The sequence below is a fragment of the Streptosporangium sp. NPDC020145 genome, from assembly GCF_040631275.1.
Classification (GTDB): domain Bacteria; phylum Actinomycetota; class Actinomycetes; order Streptosporangiales; family Streptosporangiaceae; genus Streptosporangium.
The window spans coordinates 144,025-160,869 of record NZ_JBEXZT010000004.1; the positions used below are offsets into that span (position 1 = coordinate 144,025).

The following is a 16,845-nucleotide window of genomic DNA, read 5'->3' on the forward strand; positions in this document are numbered from 1 at the left end:
GCAGTTCCGAACGGAAGGACCGGGAGATCCGTGAAGAAGTTCATCCTGGCGGAGAACGACCTGCCCCAGCAGTGGTACAACATCCTGCCCGACCTGCCCGCCCCGCTGCCGCCGTACCTCAACCCCGTCACGCACGAGCCGCTGCGCCCTGAGGACCTCGCGCCGCTGCTGCCGCAGGCGGTGATCGAGCAGGAGTTCTCCCCGGAGCGCTGGATCGACATCCCCGAGCAGGTGCGGGACATCTACCGGATGTGGCGGCCGAGCCCTCTGGTGCGGGCCGACCGCCTGGAGAAGGCGCTGGACACCCCGGCGAAGATCTACTTCAAGTACGAGGGCGTCTCGCCCGCGGGATCGCACAAGCCCAACACCGCGATCCCGCAGGTCTACTACAACGCCAACGAGGGCGTGCGGCGGCTGACGACGGAGACCGGCGCGGGACAGTGGGGCTCGGCGCTGTCCTTCGCGGGCAGCCTGTTCGGCGTCGCCGTCACGGTCTACATGGTGCGCGCCTCCTACGAGCAGAAGCCTTACCGCCGCTCGCTCATGCACACCTGGGGCGCCGAGGTGTTCCCCTCCCCGACCAGCCGCACCCAGGCGGGCCGCGACATCCTGGCCAAGGACCCCGACTCGCCCGGCAGCCTGGGCATCGCCATCAGCGAGGCCGTCGAGGACGCCCTGGCCCACGACGACACGAAGTTCGCGCTCGGCTCGGCCATGAACCACGTGGTGCTGCACCAGACCGTCATCGGTCTTGAGGCCAAGCGCCAGCTGGAGATGGCGGGCGACTACCCCGACGTCGTGGTCGGGTGCGTCGGCGGGGGCTCCAACTTCTCCGGGCTGGTCTTCCCCTTCATGGCCGACCGGCTCTCCGGGGAACGGCCGGGGACCAGGTTCATCGCGGCCGAGCCGACCGCCTGCCCGACGCTCACCCGGGGCGCCTACACCTACGACTACCCCGACTCGGCCGGGCTCGGGCCGCTGCTGCCCATGCGCACCGTCGGCCACGACTTCATGCCCGCGCCCATCCACGCGGGCGGCCTGCGCTTCCACGGGGACGCCCCGACCCTGTGCGCGCTGCACGAGCAGGGCTACATCGAGGCCCGCGCCTACGAGCAGAACGAGGTGTTCGCCGAGGCCGTGCGGTTCGCCAGGAGCGAGGGGTTCATCATGGCGCCCGAGTCGTCGCACGCGCTGCGCGGCGCCGTGCAGGAGGCGCTCGCGGCCAAGGAGGAGGGGAGCGAGCGCACGATCCTGTTCGGTCTGTCCGGGCACGGCCACTTCGACCTGGGCGCCTTCGACGCCTACCTGGCGGGCCAGCTTGAGGACTACGCGATCCCCCAGGCCCAGCTGGACGAGGCGCTGAGCCGGCTGCCGAAGATCGCGACGACCTGAGATGGGCGGCGGCTGGATCGACGTGCACCACCACAGCTACCACCCGCCGCTGATCGCCGAGCTGCGCCGGAGAGGGGTGACGCACATGGCACCGGGCGTCCCCCTCCCCGAGTGGACGGTCGAGGACTCCCTCAGGGTGATGGACGCCAACGACGTCCGGGCGGCGATCCTGTCGATCCTGCTGCCGGACGCCGCGCTCGGCCAGGGCGCCGCCTCCCTGGTACGGCAGGCGAACGAGTGGTCGGCCGAGCTGGTGCGCGACTTCCCCGGCAGGTTCGGCGCCCTGGCCGTCCTGCCCATGCCCGACGTCGAGACGACCCTGGCGGAGATCGAGTACGCGCTCGACGTGCTCGGCCTCGACGGGGTCGTCATGAGCGCGAGCCTGGCCGACGGCCGTTACCTGGGCGATCCGGCGTTCGCCCCGGTCTTCGACGAACTCGACCGGCGCGGGGCCGTGGTCTTCGTCCATCCGAACCCGGCCTACCGGTGCGACTGCGCCGGCGGGCCCGGGTTCGCCGCCAAGGTCCCGCCGCCGCTGGTCGACTTCGTCATGGACACCACGCGGGCGGTCGCCGACCTGCTCTTCGGCGGCACCCTCGGCCGCTGCCGCGACATCCGGTTCGTCCTGGCCCACGCGGGCGGCACGGTGCCGTTCCTGGCCTGGCGGCTGGAACTGGCGGCGACCTGGGTACTGCCGGGGGCGGGCGGGCTGGACGTGGCGGGAGAACTGCGGCGGCTGTACTACGAGACGGCCCAGGCGGCCTCGCCCGCGACACTGGCCTGCCTGGCCGAGGTGACCGGCAGGGAGAACGTCCTGTTCGGCACGGACTTCCCGTTCATGCGGGACGCGGTCGTCTCCGGGACCCTGCGTCACCTGGCGGACGCCGGGGACATCCCCTTCCTGGACAACGCCCTGGCCCTGTTCCCCCGCCTGGCGGACAGGCTCGCGGCGGGAAGGGAAGGGGCCGCCGATGCCGCGCGCCTTTGAGGACTTCCACGTCGGAGACGTCTTCGAGCTGGGCAGCCGGAAGATCACCCACGAGGAGATCGTACGGTTCGCCCAGGCGTACGATCCGCAGCCCCGTCACCTCGACCACGAGGACCTCATCGCCAGCGGCTGGCACGTGACGGCGACGTTCATGAGGCTCTACACGGAGGGGGTACTGCTGCACGCCGAGGCGGAGGTCTCCCCGGGCGTGGACGAGCTGCGCTGGCTGCGGCCGGTCAGACCGGGGGACGTCCTGACCGGCCGGGTGACGGTCGTCGGGCTCGCGGCCTCCCTGTCCAGGCCTGACTGCGGGATCCTCCAGCAGCGCGGGGAGTTCCTCGACGACCGGGAACGGCCCGTCATGCGGATCATGATCTACGGCCTGATGCGCAGACGCCAGGCCGCGAACCCCTAGCCGTCTCAGACCACGACCTGTACGGCGGGCGCGGGCCCGTGCCTGGCGATCTCCGACCAGGCACGGGCGAGCCGGTGGACGAGTTCGTCGAGGACCTCGGGGGAGAAGGTGAAGGGCAGCCTGATGTGGTTGGTGTGCCCGCCGTCCGGGTCCATCACGGCTCCGGGCACCACGTCGACGCCGTGCCGTACGGCGACCTGGGCGAAGGCCATGGCGTCGACACCGGGCAGCTCGACCCACAGGGCGCCGCCGCCGTCGGGGCGCCGCCAGCGCCAGCTCGGCAGCCGGTCCCGCAGCAGGGCGTCGATGTGGTCGAGCTGCAGGCCGAGTTCCTTGGCCCGTTCGGCGAGGATCCGGTCGAGGCGGGGCATCAGCCTGGCCGCGAGGGCCTGGTCGATCACCGGGCTGCCGATGTCGGCGAGGACCTTGCGCCGGGAGAGCCGCTGCACGATCTCGGCGGGCCCGCGGACCCACCCGATGCGCAGGCCGCCCCAGACGGCCTTGGCGAGCGAGCCGAGCGAGAGCATCTCCGTGCCGGGCGGCGCGTAGGCCGCGAGCGGCGCGGGTACGGCCCCCGGTTCCGCGTGGTAGGTCATGTAGGCGTTGTCCTCAAGGACGGGCACCTCGTGCTCGGCGGCCAGTTCCGCGATCCTGCGCCTGCGCGCCGCCGACATGAGCACCCCGGTCGGGTTGTGATAGGTCGGCATGAGATAGAGGAGCGAGGGTTTGCGCTCCCGCAACATGGCGCCGAGCGTGTGGATCTCAGGCCCCTCCTCGTCGAGCGGTACGGTCACCAGGCGCGCCCCGGCGGAGCGGAACACGTCCAGGCAACCGGGCCAGTTGGGCGACTCGACCAGCACCGTCGCCCCCTGGCTGACGTACAGCTCGGTCACCAGGACCAGGCCCTGGTGCGCGCCCGTCGTCACCACGATCTCGTCGTGCGCGGTCGGCAGGCCGTTCCTCGTCAGGTAACCCGCGATCGCCTCACGCAGCTCAGGAAGCCCGGAGGGGTGGTAGCCGGGCCCGGAAAGCAGGTCGTCCAGGTCGTCGCGGACCAGCTCGCGCAGCGCGACGGCCAGCTCGGGAGCCGCCCCGCCCGCCGCGACCGCGACGGAGATCAGCTCGCCGGGGCCGTCGATCAGCCGCTGGAAGATGGTCATCGCGGTGCCACCGGGCACCCGCCCGTCGGCGGTCGGCCTGCGCACCTTGACGTCCGAGGCGATCCTGGTGCCGCTTCCCTGCCGGCTCGACAGCAGGCCCGCGCCCCGCAGCTCCTGGTAGGCCGCGACCACGGTCGCCCTGCTCACCTGGAGCGCGTCGGCCAGCCCGCGCTCGGAGGGCAGCCGGTCGTCGGGGAGGAGCAGGCCGTCCTCGACGGCCTGCGCCAGCGCGTCCGCGAGCTTGCGATAGAGAGGGCCTCGGCCCGACGCCCAGTCACCGAGGAGCGCGACGATGTCACGCTCGGTGGAAATACGGTCCATTTTTCCCTCTACTGGATCTGGCCACTTGTGCCAAGGGTGCCTTGGAATGGACGCAGTGGGCAATGGAAGTGGACTGGAAAATGACCAATTTTCTCTTTTTCCTGGCCGCGGCCGTGTTCCTGGCCGTGGTTGTGCCGCGTTTCGGCGCGGACACCCGTGACGGCCGGGACTGGAAACCCGCCGATCCCTATCCGCCGGAGCGCGCGGTCGTCACCGCCGTAACCGGCAGGCAGACCGGGCGGGCGCGGGCCGGACGACGTACGCCACGGCGGAGGGCGACGGAGGTAAGGGCGTCCGGCCCGCGCGGGACGGTCGGCGTGCGTCACCCGTAGGTTCCCCGGCCCCCCGGGCGGCGGCGTTTCGCCGTGCGCGGATCAGGGGCCGGGGTCGGGGGCGCTCAGCAGCCGGTCGAGGGACTCCGCGGTCCCGCGGGGGTCCCCTGCCTTCTCCCGGCCGTCGGGGGACCACAGGAAGAGCCATCCGTCTCCGGCCGGGGTGGCGAAGACGATCGTCTGTCTCAGGCTCTCCGGATGCCACACCCACAGTACCGGGTCATCCCCGCCGACCATGCGGCTGGCCAGCCCCTGCCGCGACAGCTCGGCGGACAGGGACCCAAGGTAGGTCAGGCGTTGCTGGCTGAACGTGCTGGTCACGTCGGCACCTCAGGGTCGGCTGCCCCCAGGATCGCCCCAGGTCAGCCCCCTGACAACAGGCATGGGGGAATTCTCGGAAATATCGCCTTCCGGATGGGGTGGGTCGTCCCGCACGCCCCGGAACATGCGCTGTCGTCCGGCCTCGCTCGAACAGTCGTTCGGCTATATTGGACGCGCTGACGCTCCTCGGCGTGCTCTCCGGAAAATGTCGGTGGCACCCCGTAGCTTTCTGGCAACCGATCCAACCCGCGACCCTCCAGGGGGGCTCCCATGGCAGCTAACGACCGCGAGAAGGCGCTTGAGACCGCCCTCGCCCAGATCGAGCGGCAGTTCGGCAAGGGCTCCGTCATGCGACTCGGTGACGAGGCCCGTGCGCCCATCGAGGTGATCCCGACCAGTTCCATCGCGCTCGACGTCGCCCTCGGCATCGGCGGTTTCCCGAGGGGCCGCATCATCGAGGTCTACGGTCCCGAGTCCTCCGGTAAGACCACGGTCGCCCTGCACGCCGTGGCCAACGCCCAGCGGGCCGGCGGCATCGCGGCCTTCATCGACGCCGAGCACGCCCTCGACCCCGAGTACGCCAAGAAGCTCGGCGTCGACACCGACGCGCTGCTGGTCTCCCAGCCCGACACCGGTGAGCAGGCGCTCGAGATCGCCGACATGCTGATCCGTTCCGGCGCCATCGACCTGCTGGTCATCGACTCGGTCGCGGCCCTGGTGCCGAAGGCCGAGATCGAGGGCGAGATGGGCGACAGCCACGTCGGCCTCCAGGCTCGCCTGATGTCCCAGGCGCTGCGCAAGGTCGCGGGCGCGCTCAACAACACCGGCACCACCGCGATCTTCATCAACCAGCTCCGCGAGAAGATCGGCGTCATGTTCGGCTCGCCCGAGACCACGACCGGTGGAAAGGCGCTGAAGTTCTACGCCTCGGTCCGTCTCGACATCCGCCGCATCGAGACGCTGAAGGACGGCACCGAGGCGGTCGGCAACCGCACCCGGGTGAAGGTCGTCAAGAACAAGATGGCTCCGCCCTTCCGCGTGGCCGACTTCGACATCCTCTACGGCGTCGGCATCTCCCGCGAGGGCGGCCTGATCGACATGGGTGTCGAGCACGGCTTCGTCCGCAAGTCCGGCGCTTGGTACACCTACGAGGGCGACCAGCTCGGCCAGGGTAAGGAGAACGCCCGTAACTTCCTGAAGAACCACCCCGACATCGCCAACGAGATCGAGAAGAAGATCAAGGAGAAGCTCGGCATCGGCCCCCGCCTGGACAGCCCGGCCACCCCGCCGCCCGCCGCTCCGGCCCCCGCCGCCTCCTCCGGCCGTGGCTCCAAGGCCTCGACCCCCAAGCCGGGCGACGCCTGATCCGGGCTGACCGATGACGACGGGACCTGATTCCGGTCCGGCCGGTGAGGCCGGGCCGCGAGACTGGGGTGCCTGGCCCGACTCGGAGGACACCCGGCGGGACCGGCGCGGCCGGGGCTCCTCCCGGGGCACGCGTGCCCGGGGGAGGCGCGCCGGGCGCGCGGGGGAGGGGGACGGTCTCCTGCCCGACGGTCCGGCCGAGGGGTCGGTGGCGGCCCGGGGGCCCGACGCCGATCCGCAGGCGGTGGCGCGGGCGATCTGCCTGCGGCTGCTGACCATGGCGCCACGCACCCGGGCCCAGCTCGCCGAGGCGCTCCAACGGCGCGAGGTGCCGCAGGAGGCCGCCGAGGCGGTGCTGGAGCGTTTCTCCGAGGTCGGTCTCATCGACGACGAGGCGTTCGCCGAGGCCTGGGTGAGCTCCCGTCACACGGGGCGGGGGCTGGCCAGGAAGGCGCTCGCCTCGGAGCTGCGCCACCGAGGGGTCGACGAGGACATCGTCAAGGACGCGGTCGAACGGCTCGACCCCGAGCGGGAGGCCGAGACGGCACGCGCCCTGGTCACACGCAGGCTGTCCTCGACCCGTGGTCTGGATCCCGCGGTCAGGACCCGCAGGCTGGCGGGCATGCTCGCCAGAAAGGGCTACGGCCCCGGGCTGGCCTTCCGGGTGATCCGTGAGGCTTTGGAGAGCGAGGAGGCGGACAATTTCCCCTCCTCACCCTCTTCCATGGACGAACACGACTATTCAGAGGATTGACCCGGGAGCCGGTGGCCCCAGGCGCCCCTCCCCATTCCGTACGGCCGCCGCCCCGGTCCTGACGGGTGTCGTCGCCGTCGGCGAAACCTGAGCGGCCGGCGAGCCGGTGCGTCCTGCGGTCGTGCCGTACGGGGGAAAGGGGGGTCGCTTCACGTTCGAGTGTTTCCCGGTGCGCCTTTGCTTGCCCGTTACCTCTTTGACGCTTAACCTCGACGGCAGTGAGGAGTTACTCCGCGCAGCGCGGATTGTCATAACGGTAAATTGCGGACGAACAAGCTTCATGGATGCGGGCAGGCGACAGAGCCGGTGGGATGGGCTGATGCGGCGTCGCTCCCGGATCAACATATGTCCTGGTGATACCACCATGTGGACTTTCCGTGCCGTGCGTGTGACGCCTCGTGTCTTGCTATTGGCAACGCGAGGAGGGCGGGGCGCGCATGAATTCGGTTGTGGTCGTCACTTTGACGGTCGCGGTCGCGGTTCTCGCCGTGGCGATGATAGCCGCGCTGATCGTGTTGCTACGCCGTACCGGCGGAGCACTGGGACGGCCGAGCGGTCCCTCACCCGAGCAGCTTGAGGAGATCCAGACCGAACTTGAGGTGGCCAGGCAGGAGGCCGCCGAGATTCGCGCCAAGGCGGAGAACGACGCCGGAGACCTTCTACGCAGGTCGGAGGCCGCCGTGGAGGCCGCCGCCGGGCTGCGCAAGGAGGCGGAGGCCGAGAGCAGGCTCCTGAAGCAGGAGCTCAAGGAGTTCCGCTCCGACCTCGAACGCAGGGAGAAGCGGCTCGCCGAACGGGAGCAGCGGCTCGACGAGGAGGCCAGGCGCCAGGCCGAGCGGGCTCGCAAACTGGCCGAGACGGAGACCGAGCTCGCCGACCGCCGCGAGGACCTCGACCGGGCCGCCCAGGAACGCAGGGCCGTCCTGGAGAGGGTGGCCGGGCTCACCGGCGAGCAGGCCAAGACCGAACTGGTCAAAGAGATCGAGAACCAGGCCAAACGTGAGGCCGCCCTGATCGTCAGAGAGATCGAGGGCCAGGCCCGCAAAGAGGGGGAGAAGCGCGCCACCAAGATCGTGACACTGGCGGTCCAGCGGGTGGCCACCGAGCAGACCGCCGAGTCCGTCGTCAGCGTCCTGCACCTGCCCGGCGACGAGATGAAGGGCCGCATCATCGGTCGTGAGGGCCGCAACATCCGTGCCTTCGAGTCGACCACCGGGGTCAATCTGATCATCGACGACACCCCCGAGGCGGTCCTGCTGTCGTGCTTCGACCCGGTCCGCAGAGAGACCGCCAGGTTGACGCTGGAGAAGCTCGTCCTCGACGGGCGCATCCATCCGCAGCGCATCGAGGAGGCCCACGAGCGCAGCAGGGCCGAGGTCCAGGACCTGTGCGTGCGCGCCGGTGAGGACGCGCTGGTCGAGCTCGGCATCACCGAGATGCACCCCGAACTCGTCACCCTCCTCGGCCAGCTCCGCTACCGCACCTCCTACGGGCAGAACGTGCTCGGCCACCTGGTCGAGTCCGCCCACATCGCCGGGATCATGGCGGCCGAACTCCGGCTCGACCCTCTACTGCTCAAGCGCTGCACACTCCTGCACGACATCGGCAAGGCGCTCACCCACGAGGTGGAGGGCAGCCACGCGCTCATCGGCGCCGAGATCGCCAGACGGTACGGCGAGCACGAGGACGTGGTCCACGCGATCGAGGCCCACCACAACGAGGTCGAGGTCAGGACCGTCGAGGCCGTGCTCACCCAGGCCGCGGACGCGATCAGCGGTGGCAGGCCGGGGGCCAGGCGGGAGTCCCTCGAAGCGTACGTCAAGCGCCTTGAGCGGCTGGAGGAGATCGCCACCTCCTACGACGGCGTCGAGAAGGTCTTCGCCATGCAGGCGGGCCGAGAGATCAGGGTCATGGTCAAACCCGACGCGATCGACGACATCCAGGCCCAGGTGATCGCCCGGGACGTGGCCAAGCAGGTCGAGGAGGAGCTGACCTACCCCGGTCAGATCCGCATCACCGTGGTCCGGGAGTCCCGCGCCACGGAGTTCGCCCGATAGGGGTCGTCCAGGCGCGGGGTCACCCGGCGTGCCGGAGCCGTCAGGAGTGGAAGATCTGCTGGTAGAAGGCCAGCTCGGTGGCCAGGGCCGTGCTTCGGGTCTCGGCGCGGCGGAAGCCGTGTGACTCTCCCTCGAAGGTGAGGTAGGTGCACGGGATACCGCGCTCGGCCAGGGCGTCGGCGAAGGCCTGTGACTGCTCCGGAGGCACCACCGGGTCGGACAATCCCTGCAGCAGGAGCATCGGGCAGGTCACCTTGGAGACCATGCCCAGCGGTTCGCGGGGGCCGTACAGCGCGGGGTCCGCACCGATCAGCCAGTCGATGTAGCGGGACTCGAAGTCGTGGGTGGTGGTCACGAACGAGGCGAGCGCGCTCACCCCGTAGTAGGAGACGCCGCCCGCGAACGCGTCGGAGGCGCAGCAGGCGGCCATGACCGTCCAGCCGCCCGCGCTGCCGCCCCTGATCGCGATCCGCCGTGAGTCGGCGAGCCCCTCGGCCGCCAGCCACTCGGCCGCGGAGACCGCGTCCTCGACGTCGACGATCCCCCACTGCTCGTGCAGCAGGTCGCGGTAGGCGCGGCCGTACCCGGTGGAGCCGCCGTAGTTGAGGTCGAGCACGCCGATGCCCCTGCTGGTGAAGAAGGCCTTCTCCAGGTCGAGCGCGCTGATGCTGTGCGCGGTCGGACCGCCGTGCACGAACACCACGTACGGCGCGGGCCCCTCGCCCCTGGCCTCGGGGCTGACGGGCGGGTAGACGATCGCGTGCACCCGGCGCCCGGCTTTGCCGTCGAACTCGACGGCCCGGGGAACGGGCAGGTAGGCGGGGTCGGGCAGTTCGGTGGCGTCGCGCCGGAACTCCTCGGCGTTCCCCGTCGCGGGGTCGAGCCGGACGACGGCGCGGGGAATCTCCGGGCCGTAGGCGATCGCGGCCACCGCCCGCCCGTCGCACGACAGGGACGGGTGCCAGCCGTCGTAGGGGGTTTCGAGGTCGGTCAGTGTGCCGTCCTCGGGGTCGAGCACGCCCAGGCGCAGGTCTCCCCGGCCGTGCAGCAGGACGATCCGCCCGTCGGCCAGCGGAGCGTAGGGTGCTCCGCCGAGCTGCCACAGCGGTCCTGCGCACTCCTCCTGGAGGGGGTGGAGCGCCCGCGCGGGGGCGCCGCCGACGCCGCTCAGGTAGAGGTTCCACCAGCCGGAGCGGTCGGAGATGAAGTAAAGGCTCAGGTCGTCGCGCCAGGAGGGGGCCAGGACCGACTCCTCAAGGCCTCCGGCCACCGTCCTGGTCAGGCCGTCGGAGAGCCGGGTGACCCGTATCTCGGTGCCGTTCCACGGCATGCGGGGGTGGTCCCAGCAGACGTAGGCCAGGTGTTCGCCGTCGGGCGACAGGGCGGGGAAGGCGTAGAAGTCGCTCCCGCCGACGAGCTCGCGCGTCTCGGCCCCGCCGTCCAGCGGGATGGAGACGATCGAGCGGCTCACCCGTCCTTCGGCGTCGTGCCGCTCGCGCACGCACAGGATCCGCCCTTCGTGGACGGTCATCTCGGCGTAGCGCAGGCCGCACTCGTGCTCGGGTTCCGGCGTGAGGGGCTCGGGCTCGGAGCCGGGGGACAGAAGGTAGAGGCGCTGGTCGGCGAAGTTGGCGAACACCAGCCCCCCGCCGGGGACCAGGGCGTACGGCCGCCCGCCGTACTCGTGGACGCGGGTCCTGGCGTTCCACGGAGCCGCCAGGAGCTGCGTGCGTGTGCCGTCGGCCTCCTGCCGCACGATCGTGGTGCGGCCGCCCTCAAGGGGGCGGTCCTCGGTCCACCACATCTGGGTTCCCGACACCGTCGGGAACCCCAGGCGCAGCCCCGACCGGGCGACACCCGTGGTCGAGATGGGAGAGGGCCAGGTGGCATACGGCCGGACGACCTGCTCGGGGGACATGGCGCCATCCTGCCCGATAACCCGTCCCGTGTCGCCGGTATGGTCCTCATCCCTCGCGGCGTGCGGAAATTCGTTTCCCATGCTCACCTGATGCAGCCTCCCAAACAGTGATGATCAGCTTGTCCCGGACTCCGTCAGTCGACCGCGGAGACGCCGGGGGTCGTTCCGGACACCACGATCGCCCCGGGGGGTTCGACCGGAGCGGCCGTGGTCCTGCGGCTTCGGCGGCTGCGTCTCTCCAGCCAGGTGGCGACGGCGCCGACGGCCAGGTTGATGATGATGTAGACGATCGCGATGACGATCACGGAGGGGATGAGGTTGTTGAAGTTGGACGGCAGCACACGCGCCCCCGCGTTCAACAGGTCCTCGAAGGAGACGATGAACCCCAGCGCGGTGTCCTTCAGGAGCACCACGAGCTGAGAGACGATCGCCGGCATCATGGCCGTGACCGCCTGCGGCAGCAGGATCATCCGCATGACCTGGCCCTTGCGCAGGCCGACGGCGTAGGCCGCCTCCGACTGGCCGCGCGGCACGGCCTGGATGCCCGCCCGCACGATCTCCGCCAGCACCGACCCGTTGTACAGGACCAGGCCGACGACCACGGCGGCGAACGGGGTCACGGTGAGCCCGAAGACCGCGCTCCCGCCGTACATCACCGCGAAGATCATGATGAGCAGCGGGATCGCCCTGAAGAACTCCACCACCACACCCGCGGGGACGCGGATCACGGCGTGGTCGGACAGCCGTCCGATGCCCAGGACGAACCCGAACGGCACCGCGATCAGTGAGGCGACCAGTGCCGCGCTCAGGGTGTTCAGCAGGCCGGGCACGATCAGGTTGAGCCACACGTCGCCCCGCAGGAACGGCGTCCACAGGGCCGGGTCGAGCTGGTTCTTCTCACCCAGCTTGGCCACCATCAGGTAGGCGGCCAGCAGCGCCGCCACGACGACCAGCACCGTGAGCACGGTGTTGCGCGTCCGGGCGCGTGGCCCGGGGGCGTCGTAGAGGACGTCGGCCGAGCGCGCGTTCACCGGACCACCGCCAGCCGCCTGGACAGCCAGGTGAACAGCAGCCCGGTCGGCAGGGTCAGGACCAGGAAGCCGAGGGCGAACCCGAAGAAGATCGGGACGACCGAGTCACCGTGTGCCTCGAAGAGGGTCTTCATCGTCAGCGAGGCCTCGGTCACGCCGATGGCCGCGGCGATCGTGGTGTTCTTGGTCAGCGCGATCAGGATGCTGCCCAGCGGGGCGACCACCGCGCGCAGCGCCTGGGGCAGCACGATCAGCCTGAGGTTCTGGGAGAAGGTCAGGCCGATGGCGCGGGCCGCCTCGGCCTGGCCGACCGGCACGGTGTTGATCCCGGACCTGATCGCCTCGCAGACGAACGCGGCCGTGTAGGCGGACAGCCCGATGATCGACAGCCAGAGGTAGTTCGTGGACAGGCTCGTGGAGAAGGAGATGTCCAGCACCAGGCCCAGGCCGAGCCCGCAGAAGACGATCACCAGGGTCAGCGGCGTGTTCCGCAGGGTGTTGACGTAGACCGTGCCGATGCCGCGCAGCACGGGCAGCGGGCTGACCCGCATCGCGGCCAGGATCGTCCCGAGGACCAGGGCCGCGGCCCCGCTGGAGAGCGTGAGCCGTATCGTCAGCCAGAAGGCGCTCAGGATGGCCGGGAATTCGTCGAGGAGTGCCTGCACTCGTTCCCTCCAGGGAACCCGGGCCGGGACGCGCCCCGGCCCGGGGACGGGTCAGTAGCGCTCGATGGTCGGCGGCGTGGTGAAGAACTTACCGAACTCACCGAAGTTGGCGTCCACGGCCTTCTTCCAGCTTCCGTCGGCGAACATCTTCTCCAGAGCCTTGTTGATCTTCTCGCGGGTGTCCTTGTCCTCCAGCTTCAGGCCGATGCCGTACTTCTCCTCGGAGAAGGGCTTGCCGACGAGGCGGAACTTGCCCGGCGACCGGGCGGCGAACCCGGCCAGGATCGTCGCGTCGGTGGAGATCGCGTCCACCTGCTTGTTCTCCAGCAGCGGCAGGCAGGCGCCGTAGCCCTGCTGCTCGGTGAGGTACTGGCTCTTCCACGCCTCGCCGAACTTGTCGACCAGGCGCTTGGGCGAGGAGGAACCCTGGGCGCCGCACACCTTCTTGTTCCTCAGGTCCTCCTCACCGTTGATCGTCGTGTCGTCGGCGCGGGTCAGGATGTCCTGCCCGGTGACGAGGTACGGCCCGGCGAAGGAGATCTTCTTCTTGCGGTCGTCGGTGATCGAGTAGGTCGCGGCGACGATGTTGACCTGGCCCTGCTGGATGAACGGCTCCCGGTTGGCCGAGATGGCCTCCTTGAACTCGATCTGGTCGTCCCGGTAGCCGAGCTGCTTGGCGACGTATCTCGCCACGTCCACGTCGAAGCCCTTGAACGAGCCGTCCGGCTGTTTCTGGCCGAGCCCGGGCTGGTCGAACTTGATGCCCACGACGAACTTGCCGCCGCCGCTGCCGCCACCGCACGCGGTGAGTCCGGCCACCATGGCGGCCACCGCGACCAACACGGTTCCGGCACGCTGTACACGCATCCTGCTACCTCGTCTTCCCTTGAGAGATACCGGCGGCCCTAGTGCGTAAGGATCTTGGAGAGGAAGTCCCTGGCCCTGTCGGTCCTGGCGGAGGTGAAGAACTCCTCGGGAGTGCTCTCCTCGACGATGCGGCCCTCGGCCATGAACACCACCCGGTCGGCCGCGCGGCGGGCGAACCCCATCTCGTGGGTGACGACCATCATCGTCATGCCGTCGGCGGCCAGGCCGATCATGACGTCGAGGACCTCCTGGACCATCTCCGGGTCCAGCGCCGAGGTCGGCTCGTCGAACAGGATCATCTTGGGGTTCATGGCCAGGGCGCGGGCGATGGCCACGCGCTGCTGCTGGCCGCCGGAGAGCTGGGCGGGGTACTTCGCCGCCTGGGCGCCGATGCCGACCCGCTCCAGCAGCTCCATGCCCAGCGCGCGGGCCTCGGCCTTGCCCAGGCGGCGCACCTTGACCGGGCCGAGGGTGACGTTCTCCAGGATCGTCTTGTGCGCGAACAGGTTGAAGGACTGGAACACCATGCCGACCTCGGCCCTGAGCATGGCCAGCGCCCTGCCCTCCGCGGGGAGCGGGCGCCCGTCGAAGGTGACCGTGCCGTCGTCGACGGTCTCCAGCCTGTTGATCGTCCGGCACAGGGTCGACTTCCCGCCTCCCGAGGGGCCGATGACCACGACGACCTCCCCCCTGGAGATCGTCAGGTCGATGTCACGCAGGACGTGCAGGTTGCCGAAATGCTTGTTCACGTTCGTGAGGACGACCAGAGGAGTCGCTTCCCCGTTCTCCGTCATGAAACACAACGTAAATCCGTGATCGGCACCTCGGGCTAACCCTGAGGTACCGATCAGATCACATCCCCCTTACTCCGGGTAAAGGTTTGTTGTTTTCTGTCATATCTCGATGAGATCCACAGGCATAAAGGGCCGTTCGAGTGGTTCGGCGGGATCCTGCCCGGTGATCCCCGGCGCGGTGCCCATGGGGAGGCGGGGCGGCTCGGGCCGTACCTTGGGGTCGGCGGAGCGCCTACCCTTGTCTTGAGATGACTGCCACCGTGGAGAGCGCCCGCACGTACGAGGTTCGTACCTACGGGTGCCAGATGAACGTGCACGACTCCGAGCGCCTTTCCGGCCTTCTTGAGGACGCGGGCTACGTCCCCGTGCCCGAGGGGCAGGTCGCCGACGTGGTCGTGTTCAACACCTGCGCCGTGCGAGAGAACGCCGACAACCGGCTCTACGGCAACCTCGGGCACCTGCGCCCCTCGAAGGTCGGCAACCCCGGCATGCAGATCGCCGTCGGTGGCTGCCTGGCGCAGAAGGACCAGGGGGAGATCGTCCGCAGGGCGCCCTGGGTCGACGTGGTCTTCGGCACGCACAACATCGGCTCGCTGCCGGTGCTGCTTGAGCGGGCGCGCGTCCAGCAGGAGGCGCAGGTCGAGATCAAGGAGTCGCTGGAGACCTTCCCGAGCACGCTGCCGACCAAGCGCGAGTCGGCCTACGCCGCCTGGGTCTCGATCTCCGTCGGGTGCAACAACACCTGCACCTTCTGCATCGTGCCCTCGCTGCGCGGCAAGGAGAAGGACCGCCGTCCCGGCGACGTCCTCAGCGAGGTGCGGACCCTCGTCGGCCAGGGGGTGCTGGAGATCACCCTGCTCGGTCAGAACGTCAACACCTACGGCGTCGAGTTCGGCGACAAGCTGGCCTTCGGCAAGCTCTTGAGGGCCTGTGGCGACGTCGAGGGCCTGGAGCGGGTCCGTTTCACCAGCCCGCACCCGGCCGCGTTCACCGACGACGTCATCGCGGCCATGGCCGAGACGCCCAACGTGATGCACCAGCTCCACATGCCCCTGCAGTCCGGCTCCGACCGGGTCCTGAAGGCCATGCGCCGCTCCTACCGGGCCGAGCGCTACCTGGGCATCATCGAGCGGGTCCGCGCCGCCATGCCCGACGCGGCCATCTCCACCGACATCATCGTCGGCTTCCCCGGCGAGACCGAGGAGGACTTCCAGGAGACCCTGGAGGTCGTGCGCCGTTCCCGCTTCGCCAACGCCTTCACCTTCCAGTACTCCATCCGTCCGGGCACGCCCGCGGCGACCATGGACGGGCAGGTGCCCAAGGAGGTCGTGCAGGAGCGCTACGAGCGTCTCGTGGCCCTGCAGAACGAGATCTCCTGGGAGGAGAACCGCAAGCAGGTCGGCCGGACGCTGGAGGTGCTGGTCGCCGAGGGCGAGGGCCGCAAGGACGAGGCGACCAACCGCCTGTCCGGCCGCGCCCCCGACAACCGCCTGGTCCACTTCACCCCGGGGGACGAGACGCCCAGGCCCGGTGACATGGTCCGCGTCGAGGTCACCTACGCCGCGCCGCACCACCTGGTGGCCGACGGGCCCGCTCTCGAACTGCGCCGTACCCGCGCGGGGGACGCCTGGCAGGCCAGGCAGGGCGCTGCGGCGACCGGTGGCTCCGGCGTCATGCTCGGCATGCCGTCGATCGGCCGTCCCGCCGCCCCCATGGTCCAGGACTCCGGCTGCTCCGTCCGTTCCTGAACGCCGTTCAGCGGCCCTCAAGGCCGTCGAGCACGGCGTCGCAGTAGGCGCGGCGGATGCCGTCCAGCATGTCGCAGAAGCTCTGCCGCCTGGGCTTCCTCGCGGGGGCCTCGGGCCGTCTGATCGGTTTCTTGACCTTCGGGTGCCGCGGGAGCTGACGCGGAGCCGGGTGCGTACGACCCCACACGGTGCGCCCCTGCGGATGCGCGGGCGGCCGCAGGTGCGGACGCGCGGGCAGGTGCGCGGGCAGGCGCTCCGCCCGGTGTCCCGTCTTACGGGCCACCGGCGGCACGAGCACGGCCGCGGGCCCAGGGGGAAGCGGCGGAGGGTACGGCGCGGCCACCGGCGTCCGCGTGACGACCCGGGTGAGGCCGGGGTCCGGCCCGGGGACGGGAGGCTCGGGCGAGCCGGTGACGATCGCGACGCTGATCCCCGCCACCCCGGCGGCCACGACCACGCTCGCCAGGGCGTACGGCCACGCGTACGGCGCCCTCCCGGAGTATGACAAGCCGCACTTCCTTCCTGAGGGCCGAAGAGCCCGGGAACCCTGAGGGCCGCAGGAGCCCGGAGCGTTCGGGGGCGTCGGAGACTGGGGGACGTTTCGTGTTCCGTCCAGTTTGGCGCGCCACCCAGAGGTCCTGTGCGTGTTTTCCCTGGAGAACAGGTATTTCCGGCTCTTTCCCCGGACAGGCTTCCCGATGGGCGTGGAAACCCGGC

At 70.2% G+C, this 16,845-nt stretch carries 16 protein-coding genes; 8 read left to right on the top strand and 8 right to left on the bottom strand.

What is annotated here, in order from left to right:
* Positions 1-30 precede the first annotated feature (30 nt).
* The 3 genes from ABZ463_RS08805 to ABZ463_RS08815 are packed head-to-tail and all read left to right on the top strand — an operon-like array spanning position 31 to position 2,795.
* A complete protein-coding gene (locus ABZ463_RS08805; RefSeq protein ID WP_362774538.1) occupies positions 31-1,392 on the top strand; it encodes a TrpB-like pyridoxal phosphate-dependent enzyme in 1,362 nt (453 codons plus the stop codon).
* A 1-nt stretch (position 1,393) separates the two neighbouring features.
* A complete protein-coding gene (locus ABZ463_RS08810) occupies positions 1,394-2,380 on the top strand; it encodes an amidohydrolase family protein (RefSeq protein WP_362774541.1) in 987 nt (328 codons plus the stop codon).
* The gene (locus ABZ463_RS08815; protein WP_352008549.1) at positions 2,364-2,795 is read left to right on the top strand and encodes a MaoC/PaaZ C-terminal domain-containing protein; all 432 of its coding nucleotides are present in this window, start codon (positions 2,364-2,366) and stop codon (positions 2,793-2,795) included. Before ABZ463_RS08810 ends, ABZ463_RS08815 begins: the two co-directional genes overlap by 17 nt.
* A 5-nt stretch (positions 2,796-2,800) precedes the next feature.
* On the opposite strand, the gene ABZ463_RS08820 is transcribed toward ABZ463_RS08815, so the two are convergent.
* Positions 2,801-4,276 carry a PLP-dependent aminotransferase family protein gene (locus ABZ463_RS08820; RefSeq protein WP_352008550.1) on the bottom strand — a complete coding sequence of 492 codons (1,476 nt, stop codon included), beginning with the start codon at positions 4,274-4,276 and terminating at the stop codon, positions 2,801-2,803.
* A gap of 80 nt (positions 4,277-4,356) precedes the next feature.
* On the opposite strand from ABZ463_RS08820, the gene ABZ463_RS08825 reads away from it, so the two are divergent.
* Complete coding sequence (locus tag ABZ463_RS08825; RefSeq protein WP_352008551.1) at positions 4,357-4,608, top strand: hypothetical protein; 252 nt, start codon at positions 4,357-4,359, stop codon at positions 4,606-4,608.
* 42 nt (positions 4,609-4,650) lie between these two features.
* Here the strand turns inward: ABZ463_RS08825 and ABZ463_RS08830 are convergent, their stop codons facing one another.
* Positions 4,651-4,929 (bottom strand): hypothetical protein, encoded by a 279-nt coding sequence (locus ABZ463_RS08830; protein WP_352008552.1) that lies wholly within the window; start codon positions 4,927-4,929, stop codon positions 4,651-4,653.
* Between the two features lie 270 nt (positions 4,930-5,199).
* Here ABZ463_RS08830 and recA point away from each other — a divergent pair, with 270 nt between their 5' ends.
* The 3 genes from recA (at position 5,200) to rny (ending at position 9,105) form a co-directional block, all read left to right on the top strand.
* Positions 5,200-6,294, top strand: a complete 1,095-nt coding sequence (gene recA / locus ABZ463_RS08835; protein ID WP_352008553.1) for a recombinase RecA — start codon at positions 5,200-5,202, stop codon at positions 6,292-6,294.
* A 13-nt stretch (positions 6,295-6,307) separates the two neighbouring features.
* Positions 6,308-7,048, top strand: coding sequence for a recombination regulator RecX (gene recX / locus ABZ463_RS08840; protein WP_362774547.1), 741 nt, complete (start codon positions 6,308-6,310; stop codon positions 7,046-7,048).
* Between the two features lie 437 nt (positions 7,049-7,485).
* Positions 7,486-9,105, top strand: a complete 1,620-nt coding sequence (gene rny, locus ABZ463_RS08845) for a ribonuclease Y (protein WP_352008555.1) — start codon at positions 7,486-7,488, stop codon at positions 9,103-9,105.
* 40 nt (positions 9,106-9,145) lie between these two features.
* On the opposite strand, the gene ABZ463_RS08850 is transcribed toward rny, so the two are convergent.
* From ABZ463_RS08850 to ABZ463_RS08870, 5 genes are all read right to left on the bottom strand, one after another.
* Positions 9,146-11,023, bottom strand: coding sequence for a prolyl oligopeptidase family serine peptidase (locus ABZ463_RS08850; protein ID WP_362774551.1), 1,878 nt, complete (start codon positions 11,021-11,023; stop codon positions 9,146-9,148).
* A gap of 134 nt (positions 11,024-11,157) precedes the next feature.
* On the bottom strand, positions 11,158-12,054 hold the full coding sequence (locus tag ABZ463_RS08855) for an amino acid ABC transporter permease (protein WP_352008557.1): 897 nt from the start codon (positions 12,052-12,054) through the stop codon (positions 11,158-11,160).
* The gene (locus ABZ463_RS08860; RefSeq protein WP_362774554.1) at positions 12,051-12,719 is read right to left on the bottom strand and encodes an amino acid ABC transporter permease; all 669 of its coding nucleotides are present in this window, start codon (positions 12,717-12,719) and stop codon (positions 12,051-12,053) included. Before ABZ463_RS08860 ends, ABZ463_RS08855 begins: the two co-directional genes overlap by 4 nt.
* Before the next feature lie 51 nt (positions 12,720-12,770).
* Entirely contained in the window at positions 12,771-13,586 is an 816-nt protein-coding gene (locus ABZ463_RS08865) for a glutamate ABC transporter substrate-binding protein (RefSeq protein ID WP_352008559.1), read from the bottom strand.
* A gap of 38 nt (positions 13,587-13,624) precedes the next feature.
* Positions 13,625-14,380, bottom strand: coding sequence for an amino acid ABC transporter ATP-binding protein (locus ABZ463_RS08870; protein ID WP_352008560.1), 756 nt, complete (start codon positions 14,378-14,380; stop codon positions 13,625-13,627).
* A 248-nt stretch (positions 14,381-14,628) separates the two neighbouring features.
* Between ABZ463_RS08870 and miaB the strand changes: the two genes are divergently transcribed.
* Positions 14,629-16,128 (top strand): tRNA (N6-isopentenyl adenosine(37)-C2)-methylthiotransferase MiaB, encoded by a 1,500-nt coding sequence (gene miaB, locus ABZ463_RS08875; RefSeq protein WP_362774559.1) that lies wholly within the window; start codon positions 14,629-14,631, stop codon positions 16,126-16,128.
* Between the two features lie 7 nt (positions 16,129-16,135).
* Here miaB and ABZ463_RS08880 read toward each other — a convergent pair whose 3' ends face one another.
* Complete coding sequence (locus ABZ463_RS08880; protein ID WP_362774562.1) at positions 16,136-16,636, bottom strand: hypothetical protein; 501 nt, start codon at positions 16,634-16,636, stop codon at positions 16,136-16,138.
* Positions 16,637-16,845 lie beyond the last annotated feature (209 nt).

Coding starts and splice junctions, on each gene's coding strand:
- ABZ463_RS08810 (WP_362774541.1), top strand. CDS start 1,394: ATGGGCGGCGGCTGGATCGACGTGCACCACCACAGCTACCACCCGCCG.
- ABZ463_RS08815 (WP_352008549.1), top strand. CDS start 2,364: ATGCCGCGCGCCTTTGAGGACTTCCACGTCGGAGACGTCTTCGAGCTG.
- ABZ463_RS08820 (WP_352008550.1), bottom strand. CDS start 4,276: ATGGACCGTATTTCCACCGAGCGTGACATCGTCGCGCTCCTCGGTGAC.
- ABZ463_RS08825 (WP_352008551.1), top strand. CDS start 4,357: ATGACCAATTTTCTCTTTTTCCTGGCCGCGGCCGTGTTCCTGGCCGTG.
- recA (WP_352008553.1), top strand. CDS start 5,200: ATGGCAGCTAACGACCGCGAGAAGGCGCTTGAGACCGCCCTCGCCCAG.
- recX (WP_362774547.1), top strand. CDS start 6,308: ATGACGACGGGACCTGATTCCGGTCCGGCCGGTGAGGCCGGGCCGCGA.
- rny (WP_352008555.1), top strand. CDS start 7,486: ATGAATTCGGTTGTGGTCGTCACTTTGACGGTCGCGGTCGCGGTTCTC.
- ABZ463_RS08850 (WP_362774551.1), bottom strand. CDS start 11,023: ATGTCCCCCGAGCAGGTCGTCCGGCCGTATGCCACCTGGCCCTCTCCC.
- ABZ463_RS08865 (WP_352008559.1), bottom strand. CDS start 13,586: ATGCGTGTACAGCGTGCCGGAACCGTGTTGGTCGCGGTGGCCGCCATG.
- ABZ463_RS08870 (WP_352008560.1), bottom strand. CDS start 14,380: ATGACGGAGAACGGGGAAGCGACTCCTCTGGTCGTCCTCACGAACGTG.
- miaB (WP_362774559.1), top strand. CDS start 14,629: ATGACTGCCACCGTGGAGAGCGCCCGCACGTACGAGGTTCGTACCTAC.